The sequence below is a fragment of the Candidatus Sororendozoicomonas aggregata genome (genome assembly GCF_031528575.1).
Taxonomy (GTDB): Bacteria; Pseudomonadota; Gammaproteobacteria; order Pseudomonadales; family Endozoicomonadaceae; genus Endonucleibacter; species Endonucleibacter aggregata.
Genome location: NZ_JAVLSP010000151.1, coordinates 1 through 5,008, shown reverse-complemented (window position 1 = coordinate 5,008; position 5,008 = coordinate 1). Strand labels below are relative to the sequence as shown.

The 5,008-nt window shown below is 47.7% G+C and carries 6 protein-coding genes; all 6 read right to left on the bottom strand.

What is annotated here, in order from left to right:
* Window positions 1-106 precede the first annotated feature (106 nt).
* Complete coding sequence (locus V4C51_RS17060) at window positions 107-376, bottom strand: HPr family phosphocarrier protein (RefSeq protein WP_330927380.1); 270 nt, start codon at window positions 374-376, stop codon at window positions 107-109.
* Entirely contained in the window at window positions 373-1,239 is an 867-nt protein-coding gene (rapZ, locus tag V4C51_RS17055; protein WP_330927379.1) for an RNase adapter RapZ, read from the bottom strand. The genes V4C51_RS17060 and rapZ overlap by 4 nt, the downstream gene beginning before the upstream one ends.
* A 363-nt stretch (window positions 1,240-1,602) precedes the next feature.
* The gene (locus tag V4C51_RS17050; protein ID WP_330927378.1) at window positions 1,603-2,064 is read right to left on the bottom strand and encodes a PTS sugar transporter subunit IIA; all 462 of its coding nucleotides are present in this window, start codon (window positions 2,062-2,064) and stop codon (window positions 1,603-1,605) included.
* 12 nt (window positions 2,065-2,076) lie between these two features.
* A complete protein-coding gene (hpf, locus tag V4C51_RS17045) occupies window positions 2,077-2,388 on the bottom strand; it encodes a ribosome hibernation-promoting factor, HPF/YfiA family (RefSeq protein WP_330927377.1) in 312 nt (103 codons plus the stop codon).
* 121 nt (window positions 2,389-2,509) lie between these two features.
* Window positions 2,510-3,970 (bottom strand): RNA polymerase factor sigma-54, encoded by a 1,461-nt coding sequence (locus V4C51_RS17040; protein WP_330927376.1) that lies wholly within the window; start codon window positions 3,968-3,970, stop codon window positions 2,510-2,512.
* Between the two features lie 542 nt (window positions 3,971-4,512).
* On the bottom strand, window positions 4,513-4,842 hold the full coding sequence (locus tag V4C51_RS17035) for a DUF411 domain-containing protein (RefSeq protein WP_330927375.1): 330 nt from the start codon (window positions 4,840-4,842) through the stop codon (window positions 4,513-4,515).
* Between the last annotated feature and the right edge of the window lie 166 nt (window positions 4,843-5,008).

The following is a 5,008-nucleotide window of genomic DNA, read 5'->3' as shown; positions in this document are numbered from 1 at the left end:
GTCGACCCTACTCCCCGGTACGGCGCTCCTTCGCAAAATCCCTTAGAGCCGCAAGGTTCCGCGCAATTCTCAGGGCAGTTTATGAAATATCCGGGCTAGACGTTCATCATTCAGCTTCGTCAAAGCGATTACCAATCAGCTCGCATAAAGCCTCACAGGCATCAACCTCATCGTCCCCCTCGAAGGTGACCCCCAGAGTTTTTCCTTTGCCAGCAGCCAGCATCATAATCGCCATAATACTTTTACCATCAACAGTTTGACCGTTGAAACAAACACTGACTTTACTGGTAAATCGCGATGTCACCGAAACAAACTTCGAGGCTGCCCGGGCATGCAACCCCAGTTTGTTAACAATTTCAATATTTCGGGTAATCATGCGCTTCCTAGCTCCCGATGGCGTACCTGAATGGTATTGGGCAAATCAGGGAAACGTTTACCCAGCATTTCAGTCAGATAGACTGAACGATGCTGCCCACCCGTACAACCAACGGCAATTGTCATATAGGTTCGCTGCCCTGATTCAAACCGGGGAAGCCAGGTTTCCACAAAACCCGCAATATCATCCAGCATTGCCATAACGTCAGGATCTCCAGATAAAAAATCCTGTACGGGTTTCTCCAGACCCGAATGGCCCCTGAGGGACTCTACCCAAAATGGATTAGGCAAGCAGCGAACATCAAAAACAAAATCTGCGTCAATAGGAATGCCATGTTTAAAGCCAAAAGACTGAAACAGTAAGCTGATTTTCTGGCCGCTTTCGCTACAGTCCGCACACTCTTTCCTCACTCGTTCCCTGATTTGATGAACTGACAGCGGTGATGTATCAATCCGCAAATCAGCCTGAGATTGCACCGGCCCCAATAAGAGTTTTTCACACTCAATCGCTTCTGCCAGTGAGTACTGTTCGTTCGTTAATGGATGTTTGCGTCGAGTGGCGCTATAGCGCATCAGCAGACTGTTGATGTTAGCATCCAGAAAGATAACTTTACAATCGATACCCTGGCTGCGTAGCTGCGCCAGTACGTTGGGAAAACTTTCCATAGCACCGGGCACGTTACGTACATCAATACTGACTGCCATGGCGGGTGCTTTACTGTGGGTGCGGGTCAAAGTAACAGGTAGCTGGTCCAGTATGCTGACGGGAATGTTATCCACACAGTAATAGCCCTCATCTTCAAGGGCGTGTAGCGCGGAACTTTTTCCCGACCCCGAGCGCCCGCTGATGATCACCAGTTTCATAATAGGAATTCCTGCCCTAAGTGGGTTCACAGTAATGCACTAGACGGCTATACCAGTGCATTACGATCAACCGACTTTACCCGTAGATAGCCCAGGCGCCTGTCGGGCTTAAGCTTTCGAGCATGAAATTCAGCAGAGCGAGTCAGATTTTTCCATGGATTTGTGCGAATAGTTGACCTATTTAAGCAAATTCATCGGAAAATATGGCCGCTCTTTCTGGATTTCAGGCCGAAATCGCCTTAAGTCCGACAGGCTCCCGGACGTTTGATAATCCTGAAGCGGCAGCTGCTATCGTTACCCAGAATAATTCTTGTTGACAAAGCAGCACTATTTAATCTCCTGTACTTTCACTGGGACTTGTCATCAAGCTCGATATTGATCAGCTGTAATGCAATTGTAGAGTGCTGTGGAGTTATTCGCCTCACGCATTTTATGCAGCAAGCTATCTGATTGTAAGCGACTGGCAAGCGCCTTGAGGATATCCAGATGTTCCTGCGTATTTTCTTCAGGCACCACAAGGGCAAACACCAAATCGACAGGCTTGTTGTCCAACGACTCAAAATCCACGGGTTCATCCAGCTTGATAAACAGGCCCGTTGGCTCGACACAGGCCTTGTTTCGGCAGTGGGGAATAGCGACTCCCCGCCCTAAACCTGTTGTACCAAGGCGTTCACGGAAAATCAAAGAGGAAAAGAGATCTTTTGCATCAATGGCTGGCACCTCATCACTAATCAGGTTAGCAACCATTTCAAGAATTTTTTTCTTGCTAGTCCCGTGCACACTGCAGCGAGTGCGCTCGGGTGTGAGTATATTTTCAATGATCATGGGTGTGGAGATTCAAAATCGACCGGCTGCCCCTTGCATCCGATTCAACGTCTTTTCCTTGTGCTTGACCAGTTGCCGGTCGAGCTTGTCCGATAGCTGGTCAATAGCAGCATACATGTCTTCAGATTCAGCCGCTGCATTAATGTCAGCCCCACGAGTATGAAGAATTGCTTCAGCCTTGTGGACGAGCTTTTCTACACTGAGAGTCACCTGCACATTGGTGATGCAATCAAAGTGAGCACCCAGGCGCTCCAACTTTTTGGTGACATAATCGCGTAGAGCTTCTGTTACCTCGACATGATGTCCACTGATGTTGACTTGCATGTAGTGCTCTCCTGACCCCATCACTCCAAACCACCGTTCCCCGGGGTCTCTTGGAACGGTAAGTTACATTTTATCACCAAGACAACAGTTTGCGAGTTTTGCGACAGATTATCACAAAAAATCACACGAGCCGCTTACGTTCGTTAGATGGCGGAATCTGTAGTGACTCACGATACTTGGCAATTGTGCGCCTGGCAACCTTAATCCCCTGATCATTCAACAGAGAAGAAATCTTATTATCACTTAATGGCTTGCGCACATTTTCTTCAGACACCATTTTACGAATCAGCGCGCGGATTGCTGTGGATGAACATTCACCCCCTTCTTTGGTGCTAACATGGCTTGAAAAAAAGTATTTCAGCTCAAACAGTCCTCGAGGGGTATGCATGTATTTCTGAGTGGTTACCCTGGAAATCGTCGATTCATGCACGCCCACAGCATCAGCAATGTCAGCGAGCACCAACGGTTTCATTGCCGCCTCGCCTTCAGTAAAAAAATCCTGCTGGTGCTCAACAATTTTTCGCGTCACCTTCAAGAGCGTTTCATTGCGGTTTTGCAGGTTCTTCAAAAACCAGCGCGCTTCCTGCAGATGATTTTTCATGAAGGTATTATCACGGGATGTATTCGAACGCTTGACCATGCCCGCATAACCGGCATTTATCCTCAGTTTTGGCAGGGCATCCGCGTTTAGCTCGGCGCTCCAGCGTCCTTTGTATTTTTTTACCACCACATCAGGTATTACGTACTCTGAGGGTGCAAGGGCGATAGCTTCTCCCGGCTTTGGGTTGAGCCTCTGAATCACCTGCAAGGCCTCACTGAGACGTTGCTCCTTGATATGCAATTTACGCATAATTGTGGCGTAATCATGGCTTCCCAAAGCTTCAAGATGGTCATCAATCAGCTGATGGGTGATGGATAGCAAAGGCTCCGCGACATCCAATTGTGCCAGTTGCAATTTCAGGCATTCCCGCAAGTTCTGGCTGGCACAACCGAGGGGGTCAAACTGCTGAATTCGATGCTGTAACACCTTGACTTCACCATGCTCAAGCTCATCCAGTTCTTCGGCAAGGGCCTGGGTGATATCCTCAAGGGGGCAGGAAAGATACCCGTCTGGATTAATGGCTTCAATAATGGTTAAACCAATCAACAGATCCCTTTTATTCATGGGAGAGAGGTTGAGCTGCCACTCAAGATGATCCTGAAGTGAGTCGACGGTTCCCGAGCGTGCGTGGGCCTCCATGTCATCCTCCACAGGCGGCGTCGGCATGCTGGAATAAATATCATCCCACTTCGAGTCCAAAGGCAACTCAGAAGGAATAGCTTCGCTCCATTGCGCCTCTTCTTTAACGGGCTCCTGGGGCGCTGCCTCATTAAAATCCGGTGGCTGTTCACCCGCCTGCGGCTGTGCCTCAGGCGTTTCTGCGCGCGTTTCTCCCGTTTCCAGCATGGGGTTAGAGTCAAGGGCTTCTTGAATTTCCTGTTGTAGCTCCACCGATGATAACTGCAACAAACGGATGGCCTGCTGCAACTGAGGCGTCATGGTCAGTTGCTGGCCCATTTTTAGCTGTAAGGATGGCTTCATAGGGCAACCGTTTACCTGTCAAAATTTTTTGTACCGGATCAGACAAAGGATTGTCTGCTCAGATCATTGAGAGAACAACACCACTATTGCCTTGGGCATAACGAACTCTTTTTAAGGTATCAGTCACCTGAAACCTATCCCCATAGCAAAGCCATTTAAAAACGAAAAATAAACGTTGTTTATATCCACGAAATAAACCAGCTATTGTCAGACAAAACGACTTTTGACTCATTTTTAAAGGCTACAGTTGTTGCATGGCGTTTAACGCCTATCTCTTTAGGGTTCGACTATCATCCTATCGCTGCCACAGGTAAAAGCAACAGATTTCTTTCGCACTTGAGGTGTTTCTTCCAGTTTTACCCTTTGAGACTGTTATAAAGACTGTGCCAGGCGAGGATCTGGAAAATTGGAGGGTCAAGATAGGCTTTAAGCTGCTGTTCACAGTTTTTTGGGCCCCGGCCAAGGATAAAGGCGACTGTTTAGCGCTTTTCCCATGGGTTTCACTTCTTATAAAAGACCATGAACAGATTTTTATTAATCGTTCATTGAACGTTGCCTTTGTAGTGACTGTATTTATACACTTCACCTTTGTCGTTGAAGACATAGACCGAGTAACTGTCTTTCTTATTGCCATACTCCATGCCTGGTGAACCCATTGGCATGCCGGGAACGGTAAGACCTTTAGCATTGCGCGGTGGGTTTTCCAAAAAAGCCTTAATGTCATCCGCTGGAATATGGCCTTCAAAAACGTAGCCATCAATTTCAGCCGTATGGCAAGAGTGAAGTTGCTGATTGGTGATGCCCAAATGGCGTTTAATAGCGTCCATGTTATCGTGCGGCTTTTCTTTGACCGTAAAGCCGTTCGCTTCCATGTGCTTCGTCCATTCACTACAACACTGGCGGTAGGGTGATTTGTGGTTGATGACATCAGCAGTTTTGCTAGGAGCCTGACCGAGAATAGCGCCCGTAGCGAGGATGGCAGAAAATTGAGGATAAAAAGTCGGAAATTTTTAGTGAATAGTGGTTCTATTTGCTAAA